14 protein-coding genes, 4 tRNA genes, 1 pseudogene and 1 riboswitch are annotated in these 17,704 nt (G+C 59.8%); of the genes and pseudogenes, 4 read left to right on the top strand and 15 right to left on the bottom strand.

Features of this window, described 5'->3' with window-relative positions; genetic code table 11:
- Positions 1–61: 61 nt before the first annotated feature.
- The gene (locus tag RGV33_RS25125) at positions 62–1,444 is read right to left on the bottom strand and encodes an MFS transporter (RefSeq protein ID WP_322146947.1); all 1,383 of its coding nucleotides are present in this window, start codon (positions 1,442–1,444) and stop codon (positions 62–64) included.
- A 338-nt stretch (positions 1,445–1,782) separates the two neighbouring features.
- Positions 1,783–1,859: transfer RNA gene (locus tag RGV33_RS25130), tRNA-Arg, on the bottom strand.
- Between the two features lie 337 nt (positions 1,860–2,196).
- Here RGV33_RS25130 and RGV33_RS25135 point away from each other — a divergent pair.
- The 3 genes from RGV33_RS25135 (at position 2,197) to RGV33_RS25145 (ending at position 3,379) form a co-directional block, all read left to right on the top strand.
- Entirely contained in the window at positions 2,197–2,424 is a 228-nt protein-coding gene (locus RGV33_RS25135; RefSeq protein WP_322146948.1) for a hypothetical protein, read from the top strand.
- Positions 2,425–2,444: 20 nt separating this feature from the next.
- The gene (locus RGV33_RS25140; RefSeq protein WP_322146950.1) at positions 2,445–2,624 is read left to right on the top strand and encodes a PA3371 family protein; all 180 of its coding nucleotides are present in this window, start codon (positions 2,445–2,447) and stop codon (positions 2,622–2,624) included.
- A 428-nt stretch (positions 2,625–3,052) separates the two neighbouring features.
- Complete coding sequence (locus RGV33_RS25145) at positions 3,053–3,379, top strand: Arc family DNA-binding protein (RefSeq protein ID WP_003175643.1); 327 nt, start codon at positions 3,053–3,055, stop codon at positions 3,377–3,379.
- A 103-nt stretch (positions 3,380–3,482) separates the two neighbouring features.
- On the opposite strand, the pseudogene mgtE reads toward RGV33_RS25145, so the two are convergent.
- The 8 genes and pseudogenes from mgtE to ltaE all read right to left on the bottom strand — a co-directional run bounded on the left by mgtE (position 3,483) and on the right by ltaE (position 11,230).
- A pseudogene (gene mgtE, locus RGV33_RS25150) lies at positions 3,483–4,924 on the bottom strand (magnesium transporter).
- 338 nt (positions 4,925–5,262) lie between these two features.
- Positions 5,263–5,339, bottom strand: a tRNA-Arg gene (locus RGV33_RS25155).
- Between the two features lie 72 nt (positions 5,340–5,411).
- Positions 5,412–5,488: transfer RNA gene (locus RGV33_RS25160), tRNA-Arg, on the bottom strand.
- 108 nt (positions 5,489–5,596) lie between these two features.
- Positions 5,597–5,687, bottom strand: a tRNA-Ser gene (locus tag RGV33_RS25165).
- Between the two features lie 62 nt (positions 5,688–5,749).
- The gene (csrA, locus tag RGV33_RS25170) at positions 5,750–5,938 is read right to left on the bottom strand and encodes a carbon storage regulator CsrA (protein WP_002554426.1); all 189 of its coding nucleotides are present in this window, start codon (positions 5,936–5,938) and stop codon (positions 5,750–5,752) included.
- A gap of 185 nt (positions 5,939–6,123) precedes the next feature.
- On the bottom strand, positions 6,124–7,365 hold the full coding sequence (locus RGV33_RS25175) for an aspartate kinase (RefSeq protein WP_010165647.1): 1,242 nt from the start codon (positions 7,363–7,365) through the stop codon (positions 6,124–6,126).
- 95 nt (positions 7,366–7,460) lie between these two features.
- Entirely contained in the window at positions 7,461–10,079 is a 2,619-nt protein-coding gene (alaS, locus tag RGV33_RS25180; protein WP_322146959.1) for an alanine--tRNA ligase, read from the bottom strand.
- Between the two features lie 146 nt (positions 10,080–10,225).
- Positions 10,226–11,230, bottom strand: coding sequence for a low-specificity L-threonine aldolase (gene ltaE, locus RGV33_RS25185; RefSeq protein WP_322146960.1), 1,005 nt, complete (start codon positions 11,228–11,230; stop codon positions 10,226–10,228).
- 190 nt (positions 11,231–11,420) lie between these two features.
- Positions 11,421–11,590: riboswitch (FMN riboswitch) on the top strand.
- Positions 11,591–11,704: 114 nt separating this feature from the next.
- Between ltaE and RGV33_RS25190 the strand changes: the two genes are divergently transcribed.
- A complete protein-coding gene (locus RGV33_RS25190; protein ID WP_322146961.1) occupies positions 11,705–12,214 on the top strand; it encodes a 6,7-dimethyl-8-ribityllumazine synthase in 510 nt (169 codons plus the stop codon).
- A gap of 117 nt (positions 12,215–12,331) precedes the next feature.
- Here the strand turns inward: RGV33_RS25190 and astE are convergent, their stop codons facing one another.
- From astE to astA, 5 genes are all read right to left on the bottom strand, one after another.
- Positions 12,332–13,336, bottom strand: coding sequence for a succinylglutamate desuccinylase (gene astE, locus RGV33_RS25195; protein ID WP_322146962.1), 1,005 nt, complete (start codon positions 13,334–13,336; stop codon positions 12,332–12,334).
- A gap of 11 nt (positions 13,337–13,347) precedes the next feature.
- On the bottom strand, positions 13,348–13,638 hold the full coding sequence (locus RGV33_RS25200; protein WP_322146963.1) for a topoisomerase II: 291 nt from the start codon (positions 13,636–13,638) through the stop codon (positions 13,348–13,350).
- Between the two features lie 23 nt (positions 13,639–13,661).
- A complete protein-coding gene (gene astB, locus RGV33_RS25205; RefSeq protein ID WP_322146964.1) occupies positions 13,662–15,008 on the bottom strand; it encodes an N-succinylarginine dihydrolase in 1,347 nt (448 codons plus the stop codon).
- A gap of 165 nt (positions 15,009–15,173) precedes the next feature.
- On the bottom strand, positions 15,174–16,643 hold the full coding sequence (gene astD / locus RGV33_RS25210) for a succinylglutamate-semialdehyde dehydrogenase (protein ID WP_322148737.1): 1,470 nt from the start codon (positions 16,641–16,643) through the stop codon (positions 15,174–15,176).
- Positions 16,640–17,665: an arginine N-succinyltransferase gene (astA, locus tag RGV33_RS25215; protein WP_322146965.1), complete on the bottom strand. Its 1,026-nt coding sequence runs from the start codon at positions 17,663–17,665 to the stop codon at positions 16,640–16,642. The genes astD and astA overlap by 4 nt, the downstream gene beginning before the upstream one ends.
- Positions 17,666–17,704 lie beyond the last annotated feature (39 nt).

Genomic DNA, 17,704 nt, shown 5'->3' on the forward strand with positions numbered 1-17,704 from the left:
AGTAAAAGGTCGCGATAAAAAAACGGGCAGCTCCTCAAGGGAGCTGCCCGTTTTTTTGTTTTCAGGGGCGCGCCCTGCTCAAGTCGTGAGGGTGATCATCCGGGTCTGGATGCTCCGGGGGCTCCGTGACCGGTGCTGGCTCTTCCACTTCGGGGCCAACCTCAGGCTCGGGATCCGGGACGGCGGTTTGCATCTGCTCCTGCACTACCTGCTCATCCACGCGCGGGTCGAGGCACGCCACCAACGGCGAGCTGGACATGCTGTCGGGCATTGCCACGTGATGCAGCGGTGCGTCGTCCACCTGATGCAGATTGGTGACTGCCTTGGGCCGGATACGCCAGACCAGGATCAACGCACACAGGCTGAAAAACGCATACAGCATGTGGCTGCCGAACAGCTTCATCACCACACCGGCCAACAGCGGGCCGATACTGGCGCCCACACCGTAGGTCACCAGCAACATCGCCGTGAGCGACACCCGGCGATCCCCCTCGACGTGATCGTTGGAAAACGCCACGGCCAACGGGTACAGGCAGAACTGCACCAGGGAGCAAAGGAAGCCCGCCACAAACAGCACCTCCAGCGGCACCTGGGTCATGATCGCCAACGGCAGCGCGGCCACTGCCAGGCACAAGGCAAAGCAGCGGATCAACAATGCGCGGTCGTAACGATCAGACAACCAACCCAGCGGCCACTGCACCAGCAGCCCGGCAAAAATGCAGCTACCCATGAACAGACCGACCTGCTCGGTGGTGAGCCCCTGCTGGGACGCGTAGAGCGGCGCCAAACCATAGAACGAACCCACGATCAGCCCGGCGCCCAACACCGTACTGAGGGACTGCGGCACCCGCTTGATAAAGAAGCGTGGTTCCATCGGCGCCGGATGCAGCGGCGCCGGGTGAATGCGCCGGGTCATGGCCACCGGCACCAGGCACAGCGCAAAACACAGCGCGACCAGCATCAGCAACTCAAGCCCCAACTCGGGGTGCATCACAAGAATCAACTGGCCCAGCACCAGGCCCAGGTAGGACGCGATCATATAACCGCTGAACACTACACCTCGCTGCTTGGCGTCGGCCTGTTCGTTGAGCCAGCTCTCGATGACCATGTACTGGCACATCATGCCAAGGCCGACAATCATCCGCAGCACGATCCAGGCCGGCAGCCAATTGATCAGGCCATGCCCGAGCACCGCGGCGCCGACGATCCCGGCGCAGGTGGCATAGGCGCGGATATGCCCGACCCGGGCAATCAGGCGGTGACCGATCTTGCCCCCCAATACCAGGCCAAAATAGTTGGCGGCCATCAACGCACCGACCCACAGGCTGTCGACGTGGTCTGCCGCCAGGCGCAAGGCCAGGTAAGTACTGAGCAGGCCGGAGCCGATCAGCATCATCAAGGAAGCAAAATAAAGGGCTCGAAAAGATTTCCAGATCTGGCGCATCGGCGTTCCGAGCGGCTCCTTGCGGTGGGGGGTCAGGGCTACCGGAATGATAGTCCCGCGTCGTCGGGTCCGGACAGCCAAAACACGCGATTGCCGGGGATTATTTTGCTCAAGTTAACTGGCTACGTGTCAGACGCTCGACAGCGACCTGCGAGGTACACGATGCGGACGAATACTTGCGCCGGCCCTTGCCTCCCGTGTGAACCTCAAACGCCGGCAAGGTTCGGTTGGTGTTTGAAAAGACTGCTACGCCAGGCGACCGGCCACAAAAAAGCCCCGCCAGATAAATCTGATCGGGGCTTCCTGGCGCCTCGCCCGCTTGGGCAGGAACGGTTATGTGGTGTCCCAGGGCCGGTTCGAACGGCCAACCTTCCCCTTAGGAGGGGGATGCTCTATCCAATTGAGCTACTGGGACTAATGACATCCATCGGGCCAGAGGCACCGCGACGGACGGCGTGCATGTTAACGGCGCGGGTGAATTTTGTCATGTCGTCCGTGGGCTTTTTAAGCGTAGGCCCATGCCCGCGGCAGCACGTCGCGTTCCACTCAACGATTACGGGAGCTTTGCACCCATCGTGCAAAATGCACTCCCCCAAAATGCCATCATTGCAAATTGCAACACCACAGTCGTTTTGTAAGTATTTAACTAGCTGATTTTAAAGGATTTATTTACAAATAAAGACTGGCACGGCGCCTGCAATCCATTATCCTACAAATACAGTCCGGCCCAGCCACCTGCGGAGAACATGCACATGAACAGCGCACTTCTACTAGCCCTCAATACCGTTGCATTGGCTGCGCTGGTGATGTTCCATTTTCAATCCAGCAACTCGGATGATGCGGCGCAGGTCAGCCAGGCGATTCCTCACCACCTGCAGCAACGCCCGCAGTTGGCGGTCATGAAACCGAGCATGCAATCACCGCTGCAACTGACCCAGAGCACCCAAGCCGCCCCTGCAACTGAACACTGGGTTTTCTGAACCGCTTAACGGAGTATTTCATGACCAAGTCCGCCTGGCTGTTGTTGACCCTGGCCCTGTGCGCTGCCGGCCTCGGCTTGAACGTGTTGTCACAAGACGTACAGACGGTTTCGTTTGTTGCCGCCGGCGTATTTGGCAGCCTGTGGGTACTGGCCATCATTATTGGTCGCCGTATCAAGTTTGATCCTGTACTGCGCTGAACCACCCCCGCTTGTCACCCCCCCTTGCAGATAGCCGCGACGCCCGTCCGAACGGCTGACCATATGTCGCTTCGCCCTCGTAAATTGGCAATTTGCCACTAATCTTAAAGTTAAGGGCAAAAGGCCATATTGCTATACGATATGCCGCCGAAAAGCCTTTTTCGCCCAGGGCCTGCGGCCTCCACACCCATTTGGATGTGCCCGCGGAAATTTTTCCAACCAGTCCGCAAATTTTGAAATGAGTACTGGCATAAAGCCGGTAGCCGGTTCAATATTTGTCACAGAATTGACGCCAAGGAACTGGCAAATCTAAGGCATGATGCGGCCTCTTTGCAATTCAGGTTGAACATTTGGCAGCAAGTCTTGTCCTAACATGCATCTTGCGGCCAATTCCAAAAACCGCTCCCCTGAACTAACCGGTTAAATATATGCGCCCATTGAAACAGGCAATTTATTCCAGCCGTACGGCTGACAAGTTCGTCGTACGTCTGCCAGACGGAATGCGGGAACGCATTGCCGAAGTGGCTCGCAATCATCATCGCAGCATGAACTCCGAAATCATCGCACGCCTGGAACAAAGCCTGATTCAGGAAGGTGCGCTGGGCGACGAGCTAAGCATGCGCCTGGACAGCCCCGAACTGTCACTGCACGAACGCGAACTGCTGCAGCGTTTTCGTCAGCTTTCCCACCGCCAGCAAAATGCTCTCGTCTCGCTTATCGCACACGACGTTGAGGCAGCTGCAGAAGCCAACTGATTGGCAACCGAAAGCTGAAAGCCAGCCATGCGCTGGCTTTTTTTTGCCTGGGATTTGATAAAGAGAGAGCCAAGGGGCAAAAGCCCCTGGCCGAAAGAAAGGATCAAAGCAGGAAGATAGTGGCCAGGCCAAGGAAGATAAAGAAGCCACCACTGTCGGTCATGGCCGTGATCATTACACTGGCGCCCATGGCCGGGTCTCTCCCAAGGCGCACCAGGGTCATTGGAATCAGAACCCCCATCAGGGCCGCCAACAGCAGGTTAAGTGTCATGGCCGCAGTCATCACCACCCCAAGCGACCAACTGCCATACAGCAGGTACGCCACGATACCGATGACCCCCCCCACACCACGCCATTGATCAACGCAACCGCCAGCTCCTTGCGCATCAAACGCTTACCGTGGCCGGTACCCACCTGGTCCAACGCCATGGCGCGCACGATCATGGTGATGGTCTGGTTACCCGAGTTACCCCCAATGCCCGCCACAATCGGCATCAGTGCGGCCAAGGCCACCAGCTTCTCGATGGAGCCTTCAAACAGGCCGATGACCCGTGAAGCAATAAACGCAGTAATCAGATTGACCGCAAGCCAGGCCCAGCGGTTACGCAGGGACTTCCAGACCGACGCAAAAATATCTTCTTCTTCGCGCAGGCCGGCCATGTTGAGGACTTCGCTTTCGCTCTCCTCACGAATCAGGTCGACCATTTCATCGATGGTCAGACGGCCGATCAGCTTACCGTTCTTGTCGACCACCGGGGCCGAGATCAAGTCATAACGCTCGAACGCCTGGGCAGCGTCGTAAGCATCCTCGTCGGGATGGAAACTTACCGGATCACTGGCCATGACGTCCGCGACTTTCTTGTCCGGGTCATTCACCAACAGGCGCTTGATCGGCAGCACACCCTTGAGGATGCCTTCGTAATCCACCACGAACAATTTGTCGGTGTGGCCTGGCAGCTCCTTGAGGCGGCGCAGGTAACGCAGAACCACTTCCAGGCTGACGTCTTCGCGGATGGTGACCATCTCGAAGTCCATCAACGCACCGACCTGCTCCTCGTCGTAGGACAACGCCGAGCGCACACGCTCACGCTGTTGGCCGTCGAGGGTTTCCATCAGCTCATGGACGACGTCACGCGGCAGCTCGGAAGCCAGGTCAGCGAGTTCGTCGGCATCCATGTCCTTGGCGGCAGCCAGGAGCTCATGATCGTCCATGTCGGCGATCAGGGTCTCACGGACCGAGTCGGATACTTCGAGGAGGATGTCGCCGTCGCGATCAGCCTTGACCAACTGCCACAGCGTCAGGCGGTCATTCAGCGGCAAGGCTTCGAGGATATAGGCGACGTCGGCGGAGTGCAGGTCATCGAGTTTGCGTTGCAGCTCGACGAGGTTCTGCCGGTGGACCAGGTTCTCGACCCGATCATTGTTCGCGCCTTCCTGGCGGTGCGTCAGGTCTTCGACCACGCGCTGGCGCTGCAGCAGCTCGACGACTTGAGCCAGGCGATCCTGCAGGCTTTCTTGTGTTTTCTTTACTTCAACTTCGGTCATAGGCGAACTCCACTCCCAGCAGCGGGGCACGCCGGAAGGATCAATCAGTCAATTCATGATTGGTAGAACGGGGTACTGAGTCACTACTGGGTAAGTCCATGGAGGTGTTCCATAAGCCCCGGCGGGGCTGACGGGCGCAATGATACACCGGCGGGCGCTTTTAACGTCAAAAAACTGGAAAGAACAAGCGCTTGCGACACAAAGCTGAGTAGTGGCCACACATAAGAACTGCGACGACGCAGCTTGAGAGGAAAACACATGGACGGGAGAAAAAGGCGCCCAGGAAAATAAAAACCCCAGACGGCAAAAAGCCCGCACTAGGCGGGCTTTTTGTTGTTTGGTGCACTCGACAGGATTCGAACCTGTGACCGCTCGGTTCGTAGCCGAGTACTCTATCCAGCTGAGCTACGAGTGCAGATTGTGTTTTTAGACCAGATCACAACTGGTTGAAGCCAAGCTACCTGCATTGCTGCAACTAACTCTTAAATGGTGCACTCGACAGGATTCGAACCTGTGACCGCTCGGTTCGTAGCCGAGTACTCTATCCAGCTGAGCTACGAGTGCATTTGTTGCCGCGCATTATAGGCCGTTCAATCTCTATGTAAAGCTATTTTTTCGTTTAGTTTCAACAACTTAGCGAAAAAACCAGATTGCAACGTACTAAGCAAATAATGGCGGAGAACGGGGGATTCGAACCCCCGACACCCTTTTGAGGTGTACTCCCTTAGCAGGGGAGCGCCTTCGGCCACTCGGCCAGCTCTCCGCAACACGGGGCGTATATTAACCAGCTTCATCCCCGTTTGCAAACATAAAAAACGATAAAAATTAATGGCTTGGTTCTTCGTCCTTCTCTTTCTTGATCCGCAGGTAAATTTCCTCGCGGTGGACAGCCACCTCTTTCGGAGCGTTAACCCCAATACGCACTTGATTGCCTTTGACGCCGAGCACGGTCACGGTGATTTCGCCATCACCAATAATCAGGCTTTCTGCGCATCGACGAGTCAGAATCAGCATACCTTTCTCCTCACGCATTTCATTTCGGGAACAACAGTCTGCAAAAAAAGGCATTCGATCTACCACCAAACGGTCGTAGCCCTACCCGCCTAAGTATTGTCGAGCACAGGCAAAAGAACAGGCCTGTACCACGCACCCGACAAAAAAATGAAAGGCGCGGTTAACCGCGCCTTCCTGGTAACGCATCACTCGCCCTGTCGGGCCGGAGCGTCCAGCTCAAAAGCGGTATGCAGTGCGCGTACAGCCAGTTCCAGGTACTTCTCTTCGATCACCACCGACACCTTGATTTCCGACGTGGAGATCATCTGGATGTTGATGCTTTCCTTGGCCAGGGCTTCGAACATGCGGCTGGCAACGCCCGCATGGGAACGCATACCCACGCCCACGATCGACACCTTGGCAATCTTGGTATCGCCAACCACTTCACGGGCGCCAATCTCGCTCGCAGTGTTGAGCAACACCTTCTGCGCCGCATCGTACTCGTTGCGGTGCACGGTGAAGGTGAAATCGGTGGTGTTATCGTGCGCAACGTTCTGCACGATCATATCGACTTCAATGTTTTCGCCACTGATTGGCCCGAGAATCTTGAAGGCCACGCCCGGGGTGTCTGGCACGCCACGGATGGTCAGCTTGGCTTCATCGCGATTAAAAGCGATGCCGGAAATGATCGGCTGTTCCATGGATTCCTCTTCATCAATAGTAATGAGGGTGCCCGGACCCTCCTTGAAGCTGTGCAGTACGCGCAGCGGAACGTTGTACTTGCCGGCGAACTCAACGGCACGGATCTGCAACACCTTGGAACCGAGACTGGCCATTTCCAGCATCTCTTCAAAGGTGATCTTGTCCAGGCGTTGAGCCACGGACACAACCCGTGGGTCGGTGGTGTAGACGCCGTCCACATCGGTGTAGATCTGGCATTCGTCAGCCTTCAGGGCTGCCGCCAGCGCCACGCCGGTGGTGTCGGAACCGCCACGCCCGAGGGTCGTGATGTTGCCGTGCTCGTCGACGCCCTGGAAGCCGGCGACAACAACTACACGCCCGGCCTTCAGGTCTGCGCGAATCTTCTGGTCATCAATCTGCAGGATGCGCGCTTTTGTGTGTGCGCTGTCTGTAAGAATGCGGACCTGGTTGCCAGTGTAGGACACCGCTGGCACACCACGTTTATTCAGCGCCATGGCCAGCAACGCGATGGTCACCTGCTCACCAGTGGAGATGATTACGTCCAGCTCGCGGGGAACCGGTTGTTGATCGCCACTGATTTGCTTGGCCAGATCGATCAGGCGATTGGTCTCGCCGCTCATCGCCGACAGCACCACCACCAGGTCGTCGCCAGCATCGCGGAATTTCTTAACCTTGTCGGCAACCTGCTCGATTCTTTCGACGGAGCCGACCGAGGTGCCTCCAAATTTCTGTACGATCAAAGCCATTTCTAAGCCGCCTCAGCCCGTAAAGGGGCGCCTATTATTCAATCAACCAGCACTGACCGAGCCCGCGACTAGACCACGGGCTCATTAACAGCGTCTTAAATACCTGCCTCGACAAACGGCACGGTCAGGGCCAGGGCCGCGTCCAGGGCACCGGCATCAACACCACCGCCTTGCGCCATGTCCGGACGACCACCGCCCTTCCCGCCCACTGCCGCGGCGGCTTGCTTCATCAAATCACCGGCCTTGAGTTGGCCAGTCAGGTCTTTGGTTACACCGGCAACCAGAACGACCTTATCCTCATGGACACTGCCGAGCAGGATCACTGCGCGGCCGAGCTTGTTCTTCAACTGATCGACCAAGGCCAACAGCGCCTTGCCATCCTGACCGTCCAGACGCACGGCCAAGACCTTAACGCCCTTGACGTCCAACGCCGAAGCCGACAGATCGTCGCCCGCCGCACTGGCAGCCTTGGCCTGCAACTGCTCCAGCTGTTTCTCCAACTGACGGTTGCGCTCCAGTACGCCTGCAAGCTTGTCGATCAGGTTGTCGCGGCTGCCCTTGACCAGGCTGGCCGCTTCCTTGAGTTGTTCTTCAGCCGCATTGAGGTAGGCCAGGGCCGCAGCACCGGTGACCGCTTCAATACGACGCACACCAGATGCCACGCCGCCTTCGCTGATGATTTTCAGCAGGCCGATGTCGCCGGTACGGCTGGCGTGGATACCGCCACACAGTTCCACCGAGAAGCTGCCGCCCATACTCAGTACGCGCACTTCGTCGCCGTACTTCTCGCCAAACAGCGCCATGGCGCCTTTTTGCTTGGCTGTCTCGATGTCGGTCTCTTCGGTTTCAACCGGAGTGTTCTTGCGGATCTCGGCGTTGACGATGTCTTCCAGGGCCTTCAACTGCTCAGGCTTGATCGCCTCGAAATGACTGAAGTCAAAGCGCAGGCGCTGGCTATCGACCAACGAACCCTTCTGCTGCACATGCTCACCCAACACCTGACGCAACGCGGCGTGCAGTAAGTGAGTGGCCGAATGATTCAAAGCAGTTGCATGCCGTACGTCGGCATCTACCTGAGTGTCCACCGGCGCGCCGACGGTCAGGTTGCCCAGCACCAGCACGCCGTGATGCAGGAAAGCACCGCCGGTCTTGGTGGTGTCGCGCACTTCAAAACGGCCGGAGGTCGAACTCAGGAAACCACAGTCGCCAACCTGGCCACCAGACTCGGCGTAGAACGGAGTCTGGTCGAGGACCACAACGGCCTCGTCACCTTCGTTCAGCACGTCGACCGACTTGCCGTCCTTATAGATAGCCACGATCTTGGCCGAGCCAACGGTGGCTTCATAACCAATGAACGAAGTCGCCACATCAACCTTTACCAGGGTGTTGTAGTCCAGGCCAAAGGAGCTGGCGGAACGGGCACGGACGCGCTGGGCTTCCATCTCACGCTCAAAGCCTGCTTCGTCGACGGTCAGCTCGCGTTCGCGCGCGATGTCGGCGGTCAGGTCCATCGGGAAACCGTAGGTGTCGTACAGCTTGAACACCACGTCACCCGGCACCACGGTGCCTTTAAGCTCGGCCAGGTCCTGCTCGAGGATTTTCAGGCCGTGTTCCAGGGTCTTGGAGAACTGCTCTTCTTCGGCCTTGAGCACGCGCTCGATGTTGGCTTGCTGCTGCTTGAGTTCCGGGAAGGCTTCGCCCATCTCGGCCACCAGTGCGGCAACGATCTTGTAGAAGAAGCTGCCGGTAGCGCCCAGCTTGTTACCGTGGCGGCAAGCGCGACGGATGATACGGCGCAGCACGTAGCCACGGCCTTCGTTCGACGGCAGCACGCCATCGGCAATCAGGAAGCCGCAGGAACGGATGTGGTCCGATACAACCTTGAGCGAGGACTGATTGTCGTTGGCGCAACCAATGGCCGCGGCAGACGCACTCAGCAGGTTGGTGAACAGGTCGATCTCGTAGTTGGAGTGAACGTGCTGCATCACCGCACTGATCCGCTCCAGGCCCATGCCGGTGTCGACCGATGGGGCTGGCAACGGGTGCAACACGCCATCGGCGGTGCGGTTGAACTGCATGAACACGTTGTTCCAGATTTCAATGTAGCGGTCGCCGTCTTCTTCCGGCGAGCCCGGTGGGCCGCCCCAGATGTCGGCGCCGTGGTCGTAGAAAATCTCGGTGCATGGGCCGCACGGGCCGGTGTCGCCCATGGTCCAGAAGTTGTCGGAGGCGTAAGGCGCGCCCTTGTTGTCGCCGATGCGAATCATGCGCTCGGCCGGCACCCCGATTTGCTGGGTCCAGATATCGTAGGCTTCGTCATCGGTGGCGTAGACAGTGACCCAGAGTTTTTCCTTCGGCAGCTTCAGCACGCCGGTCAGGAAGGTCCAGGCGAAGGTAATCGCATCTTTCTTGAAATAGTCGCCGAAGCTGAAGTTGCCGAGCATTTCGAAGAACGTGTGGTGGCGGGCGGTGTAGCCGACGTTTTCCAGGTCGCTGTTCTTGCCGCCGGCGCGTACGCACTTCTGGCTGCTGGTGGCGCGGGTGTAGGCGCGCTTTTCCTGGCCCAGGAAGCAGTCCTTGAACTGGTTCATCCCCGCGTTGGTGAACAGCAGGGTAGGGTCATTGCCTGGGATCAAGGAGCTGGAGGCGACACGGGTGTGACCTTGCTCTTCGAAGAAGCGAAGGAAGGCTTCACGGATTTCTGCGCTTTTCATTAGGTTCTTCCACGGAGGCTGCGGCCAAAGGCCAGTGCTAAACGTCATCAGACGGAGCGACGGCAAAGGGCCGCATTATATCGGCCCTTTGCCCGTGGTACAGCGTGTTTATGTGATAGAAACAGTCAATTAGACGGTCTGCACGGTCATTTCCGGGAAAACTCGACAAATGTTGCCAGCACTTGCTCGATCTGCGCCCGGCTGACGTCCAGGTGAGTGACCATGCGCAGGCGAGGCGCGGCGCTCAACTTGACCCCGCGCTCGGCGGCAAACGCCTTCAAGGCCTGGGCCCGATCGCCGATGTCGACGTAGACCATGTTGGTCTGCACCGGCTCCACGGTATAACCCGCGCTGCGCAATTCATCCCCCAGCCATTGGGCGTTGGCGTGGTCGTCGGCCAGGCGCTGAACCTGATGATCCAGCGCATACAGCCCCGCCGCCGCCAGCGAACCGGCCTGGCGCATGCCACCACCGACCATCTTGCGCAAACGGCGGGCCTTGGCGATCAACGCCGGGGAGCCGCACAACACCGAGCCGATCGGCGCCCCCAGGCCTTTGGACAAGCACACCGAGACCGAATCGAAGTGCTGGGCAATCTCCCGGGCATCCACACCCAGCTTGACCGCCGCGTTGTAGATACGCGCGCCGTCCAGGTGCAAAGCCAGGCCGTGTTCGCGAGTAAACGCCCGCGCAGCCGCCAGGTACTCAAGCGGCAGGACTTTGCCCTGCATGGTGTTTTCCAGCGCCAGCAAACGGGTACGGGCGAAGTGGAAGTCGTCCGGCTTGATCGCCGCCAGCACGTGTTCAAGGTTCAGGGAACCGTCGGCCTGCACTTCCAGGGGTTGCGGCTGGATCGAGCCGAGTACCGCCGCCCCGCCACCTTCGTATTTGTAGGTGTGGGCCTGCTGGCCGACGATGTATTCCTCGCCACGCTCGCAGTGCGCCATCAACGCCAGCAGGTTGCTCATGGTGCCGGTGGGCACGAACAACGCGGCGGCAAACCCCAGGCGCTTGGCCAGTTCGGCTTCCAGGCGATTCACGCTTGGGTCTTCGCCGTACACATCGTCGCCGCTCGCGGCAGTGGCCATCGCGTCGAGCATGCCTGGGGTCGGTTGGGTCACTGTGTCGCTGCGCAGGTCAATCACGGTCATCAAACTAGCCTCTAACGGATTGGGGCATTTCTTGTGTTAACGATTACTGCGGGCAAACCCGCGGAATATCAAGCCCCGGGCGTGCACAATCGAATACCAACCAAACAAACCGATATAGGTTATCGATAAACCAACCGTGCAGTTTCTGAAAAACCGTGATAAAAACTCTCCGCCGCCAGGGTTCTGGTGGCGACGTTCTCAGGGCGGGGTGTAATTCCCCACCGGCGGTAATTGCACGCAACGTGCATAGCCCGCGAGCGCTTGGCGCCTCGAACTGCCTCGGCAGGACGGCGACAAGGTCAGCAGACCCGGTGTGATCCCGGGGCCGACGGTCATAGTCCGGATGAAGAGAGAACGGGATTGGCACCTAAGGGCCGAACGCCGGGCTTCATGCTCGCATGACCAGGCTGTCCGCACCCTTAAATCCCATTCGATTCATAACGCCCTGTTTTATTCTTAAACAGGAGTCAGAACATGCAACCCACCGCAATCGACAGCAAAAGCAAAAACCATCACGGCGAGCGCGTCGCGTTTATCCAGGCCTGCTGGCACAAGGATATTGTCGATCAGAGCCGTAAAGGTTTCCTCGCCGAAATGATCGCCCAGGGCTACCAGGAATCGGACATCGATTTCTTTGAAGTCGGCGGTGCCTTTGAAATGCCCCTGCACGCCAAGCTGCTGGCCAAGTCCGGCCGTTATGCCGGTATCGTCGCGGCCGCCCTGGTGGTGGACGGCGGGATCTACCGTCACGAGTTCGTTGCCCAGTCAGTGGTCAGCGGCCTGATGCAGGTTCAGCTGGAAACCGAAGTGCCGGTGTTCTCGGTATCCCTGACCCCGCATCACTTCCACGCGGGCAGCGAGCACCATGCGTTCTTCCACGACCACTTCGTGCACAAGGGCCAGGAAGCGGCACGCACCTGCGCCGACACCCTGCACAAGGTTCGCGCGCTGCGTCGCAATGAGCCACGGGCGGTAGCGGTTTAAGCAACATTGTAGGAGCTGGCTTGCCTGCGATGGCATCACCTCGGTGCACCTGACAGACCGAGTTGATGCCATCGCAGGCAAGCCAGCTCCCACATTTGACCGAGTCGGCCTCGGGATTCAGGCCAGGCCCGCATCCGTGGTCGGCACAATCAATATCCCGGCGCGCAAGCCGTTCTTGACCTTTGGGTTCGGGAAGATGATGCGTGCGCCCTCCTCCTCGATGACCCAGCGGGTCTTGGCAATGTCCTCGGCCAGCAGATAACCCTTTTCCAATTCCGAAAAGTTTTCCACGTCGGCCGGCAAATGCAGGACGAAGGCATCGCTGTGCTTGATGACTTCCCGGGCGACGCTGAACAGCTTCAGGCCGTCGAGGCTCTCGGTGGCCGGCTCGTTGCCTTCGATGATCTGCGTAAGGCGGCTTTCCAGGCGGGACACGTCCACGCCCTGGTTCTGCCCAAACGGGCGGGCCTTGCCCAACTCGAGGGTGAAGGACTCGGCCTCCAGTTGTTCATAGGTAAACGCGGTGAAGGTGATCGAGGTCTTGTTCTGCAACAGCACCGCTTCCATGCCGGCGGCGCGCAGGCGCGCCAGTTCATGGCGCGAATGCTGGCGACCGTCTTTCCACGGGTACAGCGCAAACTGCTCGATCTTCGAGCCCCGAATGGCGGTGTGCAGGTCGTAGTGCAAACGGCTACGCCCAGGCACGCTGAAGAACGTGCGGGCCAACTGCTCAAGCTCGGCAGCACGCATGGCTTCGGGGCCGATGTTTTGTTCGTGGCGGCCGTTGAACAGCCGGTTGACGTCCAGCTCGAGGTAACGCTCGCCGCGGCGCATGGCCTCGGGGTTACCGAACAGGAACAGAATACGGGTACGGGGCTTGATCTCCCCACGGGCAATGCCCTGCAGCAAGCGGTCGGCCAATTCGATCGGCGCGGTTTCGTTGCCATGGATGCCGGACGACAGCAGCACGTCGCTGCCGTTGTCCCGCGCCTCAGGAGGGCGCACTTCCAGCGCGCCCTCACTGAGCCAGCGCAATTGCACGCCATCGACAGTCAGTTGAATTTTTTGCGCCGGTTCGCGACCGGCGAGGGTCAGTTCAAGCAGTTTGCCGAGGGCGAGCATAAGCAGCTTCCTTAGTGGTTGCAGCCAGGACCGTGGACGTGGTCGTCGTCATCACCTTCAACGTCAGCTGGTTCCATCTCCAGTTGCAGGCTCATCAGGTTGGTCGCCAATGGACGCATCAGCAGGTTGGCGTATTCCGAGTCGCCCTCTTCCACGTCAACGCCGATCAGCAGTTGGCCACGGCCGTCGTGCTGGATCCAGATCTCCTTGCCCTGCCAGACCACGGCGACGCGGGTGCAGGAGGTTTCCAGCTGGGTGCCGTCGGTGTCTTCAAGGATCAGTTTCAGGGTGTCGGTGGTCATAAATAGTTCTCAGCCGTGCGGCGTTAATTGATCTGGAAAGGATAAACCGAGCCCAGTTTAAGGATTTGCGTCAGTTCATCCAGTGCCGTCCGGCACTCAAGCAGCAATTGCGGGTCAGCCAGGTCGGTTTCCCGCAGGCTGTCGCGGTAGTGCTTCTCGACCCATTGGGTGAGCGTGTCGTACAACGGCGCCGTCATGATAACCCCTGGGTTGACCGCCGCCAGTTCGGTTTCATTCAAGGCTACGCGCAAGCGCAGGCACGCCGGGCCCCCGCCGTTCTGCATGCTTTGCTTGAGGTCGAAGACTTTCACTTCGCGGATCAGCCCACCGGAAGACGTCAGGCCTTGCAGGTACTGCCAGACACGTTCGTTGGCGCGGCACTCTTCCGGCACGATCAGCAGCATCGAACCGTCGGCGCGGGTCAGCAACTGGCTGTTGAACAGGTAGGAGCGCACAGCGTCTTCAACGCCAACCTGGGCACGAGGTACGCAGATCGACTGGAAATTGCCGCCGAGCTTGCCGAGTTTTCCCTGCAATTCGCCGAGCATCTGTTCGGTATTGAGGAACGCATCCTCGTGATAGAACAGCACTTCGCCGTTGCCCACCGCGATCACGTCGTTGTGGAACACACCGGCATCGATCACCGCCGGGTTCTGCTGGGCGAACACCACGCCGTCATCCCGCAGGCCGTGCAGGCGCGCGACCGCCTGGGAGGCTTCCAACGTCTGGCGCGCCGGGTACTTTTGCGGCGCCGGGTAACGGGTGTCGAACGCACTGCGGCCGAACACGAAAAACTCTACGCCCGCCTCGCCATAGTCACGGCAGAAACGCGTGTGGTTGGCCGCGCCTTCGTCGCCGAACTGCGCCACCGCCGGCAACGCGGCGTGGTGGGCGAAGTGCTTGCCATCGGCAAACATCGCCCCCAGCACGCGGCTGGTGGTCGGGTGTTCGATGCTGCGGTGGTACTTGCAGTTGAGGTTGGCGGCGGTGAAATGCACGCGGCCATCGGCCGTGTCGGCGCTCGGGCTGACGGTGGCGGCGTTGGCCACCCACATGCTCGATGCCGAGCAGCTCGCCACCAACAATGGCATGGCCTGCCTGGCGGCTTGCTGGATGACCTGTGCGTCGGTGCCGGCAAACCCGAGGCTGCGCAAGGCGGCCACATCCGGACGCTCCTGGGGCGCCAGCACCCCTTGCACAAAGCCCATTTCCATCAGGGCTTTCATCTTCGCCAGGCCTTGCAGCGCCGCTTCCTTCGGGTTGGAAGACTGCTGGCTGTTGCTCTGGGACGCGACGTTGCCGTAGGACAAACCGCCGTAGTTATGGGTCGGCCCCACGAGACCGTCAAAATTGACTTCACAGGATTTCATCGGCGAGGCTCCACGAACATCTGTATTTTTATAGGCATCAATAACATGGCTCTCTGTGGCGAGGGAGCTTGCTCCCGCTGGGCTGCGCAGCAGACCCAAAAATCTTGGGGCCGCTTCGCGCCCCGGCGGGAGCAAGCTCCCTCGCCACAGGGTTTCATTGCACCTTTAAGACAACCGCACACCGGGCGTCAATGTGGCAGGCAACACCAGGCTTGGGGCCTCAAGCGAGGCCACCGGGTAGGCGCAATAATCCGCCGCGTAATAGGCGCTGGCGCGATGGTTGCCCGAAGCCCCTACGCCGCCAAACGGTGCGCTGCTCGCGGCACCCGTCAGCTGTTTGTTCCAGTTGACGATCCCGGCACGACTCTCCAGCCAGAACTGCTGGTAACGCGCTTCGGAGTCCGACAGCAAGCCGGCCGCCAGGCCGTATTGGGTGTTGTTGGCCTCGGCAATTGCTCCCGCGAAATCTGCGTAGCGGATCACTTGCAGCAGCGGGCCGAACAGCTCTTCGTCAGCGCGATCCGCGACCTCGGTCACATCGATAATCCCCGGCGTCAGCAACGCAGCCTGGGCCTGTGGCTGAGTCATTTCCAGCAGCGCCACGGCGCCATTGGCCAGCAGCAATTCCTGGGCATCCATCAACGCCTTGGCGGCACCGAGGGAAATCACTGAGCCCATGAACGGCGCAGGCGTTTGGTCGAACGCGCCGACTTCAATGCTCGAACTCACCGCTACCAGGCGTGCGAGCAACGCATCACCCCAGGCGCCTTCCGGCACCAGCAAGCGCCGGGCACAGGTGCAACGCTGGCCGGCCGAGATGAACGCCGACTGGATAATGGTGTACACCGCCGCATCCACATCGGCCACTTCGTCCACCACCAGCGGGTTGTTGCCGCCCATCTCCAGCGCGAGGATCTTGTCCGGGCGCCCGGCGAATTGCTGGTGCAGATGGTTGCCGGTGCGGCTGGAGCCGGTGAAGAACAAACCGTCGATACCCGGATTCGCCGCCAGGGCGATCCCGGTTTCCCGTGCGCCTTGCAGCAGGTTCAACACGCCCGCCGGCAGGCCGGCGTCGATCCAGCATTGCACGGTCAGCTCGGCGACTTTCGGGGTCAGCTCGCTGGGTTTGAACAGCACGGTATTACCCGCCAGCAAGGCCGGCACGATGTGCCCGTTGGGCAGGTGACCCGGGAAGTTATAAGGGCCGAACACCGCCACCACGCCGTGGGGTTTGTGGCGCAACACAGCGGTGGCATCGCCCAATGGGCCGCTCTTCTCGCCGGTGCGTTCACGGTAGCTTTGCACCGAGATCGCAACCTTGTTGACCATGCTGGTGACTTCGGTGGCAGATTCCCACAAAGGCTTGCCGGTTTCCTCACCGATGCAGCGGGCGATATCGTCAGCGCGGCTTTTCAGATTCGCGGCGAAAGCTTCCAGCACGCTCAGGCGCTCTTCCAGGGAACGCTTGGCCCAGGCAGGAAACGCCTGGCGCGCAGCCTGGACAGCTGACTCAACCTGCTCGACGGTGGCGCCGTTACCCGACCACACCACCTGCTGGGTCACCGGGTTCAGTGATTCAAACACTTCACCCTGGCCAGCCAGCCATTCACCTGCGATGTATAACGAATTCATTATTTCGACTCCCGGGCAGCGGACAACGGTACAGCGCGCACCTGATCACCGGCGATCAGTTGCAGGCGCTTGGCAGTCTGTTGATCGACCACCAGGGTGCCCGCAGCCAACCGCGCCGGCGCTGCGGTGATACGGCAATCTTCGCGTTTGCGGTTATGGATCAAAAACGGCGTGGCGTCGTCACCCGGCGTGCCAATGGCCAACACCAGCGCTTCGCTGTCGCGCACGGCGCGGATTTTGGAGGTTTCGCACTCCACCGCCGGGCCCGCGTCGAAGATGTCGACGTAACCCTGGTAGCTGAAGCCTTCGCTCTTGAGCATGCTCAGGGCCGGTTCGGTGTCGGTGTGGACCTTGCCGATTACGTTGCGCGCATCTTCAGACAGGAAGCAGGTGTACAGCGGAAACTTCGGCATCAGCTCGGCGATAAACGCCTTGTTGCCCACGCCGGTGAGGTAGTCGGCCTGGCTGAATTCCATCTTGAAGAAGTGCCGGCCCAGGCTTTCCCAGAACGGCGAGCGCCCGGCTTCGTCGGACATGCCACGCATCTCGGCGATGATCTTGTTGCCGAACAGCTGCGGGAATTCTGCGATAAACAACATGCGCGCCTTGGCCAGCATCCGGCCGTTGAGGCCGTTGCGGTAATCGGCGTGCAGGAACAACGAACACAACTCGGAGTTGCCGGTCAGGTCGTTGGCCAGAAACAGCGTCGGGATTTCACGGTAGATGTTCAGCTCCTGGGAGGCGCTGACCGTCAGGCCCACCCGGAAGTTGTACCAGGGCTCACGCAGGCCGACGGCACCGGCGATGGCGGAAATCCCGACCACGCGGCCTTCGTCGTTTTCCAGCACGAACAGGTAGTCTGCATCACCGCGCCCGGCTTCGCCGCGAAAGGTCTTCTCAGCCCAGCCGACCCGGTGGGTCAGGCGCTCTTCGTTGGCCGGCAAGGTGGTGAGGCCGGTGCCGGTGCTGCGCGCCAGATCAATCAGGGCCGGTAAATCGCTGCTGCGTACGGGACGAACGATCATGCTATCTCCTCAAACGGGCCGCTTTGCAGCCACCCGCGA

It is taken from the genome of Pseudomonas sp. Bout1, from assembly GCF_034314165.1.
Taxonomy (GTDB): domain Bacteria; phylum Pseudomonadota; class Gammaproteobacteria; order Pseudomonadales; family Pseudomonadaceae; genus Aquipseudomonas.

Coding starts and splice junctions, on each gene's coding strand:
- alaS (WP_322146959.1), bottom strand. CDS start 10,079: ATGAAAAGCGCAGAAATCCGTGAAGCCTTCCTTCGCTTCTTCGAAGAG.
- RGV33_RS25175 (WP_010165647.1), bottom strand. CDS start 7,365: ATGGCTTTGATCGTACAGAAATTTGGAGGCACCTCGGTCGGCTCCGTC.
- astA (WP_322146965.1), bottom strand. CDS start 17,665: ATGATCGTTCGTCCCGTACGCAGCAGCGATTTACCGGCCCTGATTGAT.
- RGV33_RS25200 (WP_322146963.1), bottom strand. CDS start 13,638: ATGACCACCGACACCCTGAAACTGATCCTTGAAGACACCGACGGCACC.
- RGV33_RS25125 (WP_322146947.1), bottom strand. CDS start 1,444: ATGCGCCAGATCTGGAAATCTTTTCGAGCCCTTTATTTTGCTTCCTTG.
- ltaE (WP_322146960.1), bottom strand. CDS start 11,230: ATGACCGTGATTGACCTGCGCAGCGACACAGTGACCCAACCGACCCCA.
- RGV33_RS25145 (WP_003175643.1), top strand. CDS start 3,053: ATGCGCCCATTGAAACAGGCAATTTATTCCAGCCGTACGGCTGACAAG.
- astE (WP_322146962.1), bottom strand. CDS start 13,336: ATGCTCGCCCTCGGCAAACTGCTTGAACTGACCCTCGCCGGTCGCGAA.
- astB (WP_322146964.1), bottom strand. CDS start 15,008: ATGAAATCCTGTGAAGTCAATTTTGACGGTCTCGTGGGGCCGACCCAT.
- RGV33_RS25140 (WP_322146950.1), top strand. CDS start 2,445: ATGACCAAGTCCGCCTGGCTGTTGTTGACCCTGGCCCTGTGCGCTGCC.
- RGV33_RS25190 (WP_322146961.1), top strand. CDS start 11,705: ATGCAACCCACCGCAATCGACAGCAAAAGCAAAAACCATCACGGCGAG.
- RGV33_RS25135 (WP_322146948.1), top strand. CDS start 2,197: ATGAACAGCGCACTTCTACTAGCCCTCAATACCGTTGCATTGGCTGCG.
- csrA (WP_002554426.1), bottom strand. CDS start 5,938: ATGCTGATTCTGACTCGTCGATGCGCAGAAAGCCTGATTATTGGTGAT.